Here is a 341-nt window from a genome sequence, read left to right as displayed (position 1 = left end):
GCTTCCGCTTTCGTCATGCCGATGGATTGTTCCAGATCTTTTTCACTGCGCACCACGCGCATACCACGGCCGCCGCCACCGCCAGAGGCTTTGATGATAACCGGGTAACCGATGCGTTTGGCAATGGCACGGTTTTTATCCATGTCATCGGTCAGCGAGCCGTCAGATCCTGGCACGGTCGGCACACCGGTTTTCTTCATGGCGGTGATCGCAGACACTTTGTCGCCCATCAGGCGGATGGTGTCAGCTTTCGGGCCGATGAAGATAAAACCAGAGCGCTCAACCTGCTCGGCGAAATCGGCATTCTCAGAGAGGAAGCCGTAGCCCGGGTGGATCGCCAC

Annotated in this window: 1 protein-coding gene; it reads right to left on the bottom strand. The window is 57.8% G+C overall.

What is annotated here, in order from left to right; all coding sequences use genetic code 11:
• Nucleotides 1–341, bottom strand: a 341-nt coding sequence (locus tag QMZ65_RS25230; RefSeq protein ID WP_283216950.1) for an ATP-binding protein, incomplete at both ends; no start/stop codon positions are given.

This window comes from Pantoea sp. EABMAA-21 (assembly GCF_030053335.1).
GTDB classification, from domain to species: Bacteria; Pseudomonadota; Gammaproteobacteria; order Enterobacterales; family Enterobacteriaceae; genus Pantoea; species Pantoea communis.
This window is presented reverse-complemented; position numbering and strand designations above follow the sequence as displayed.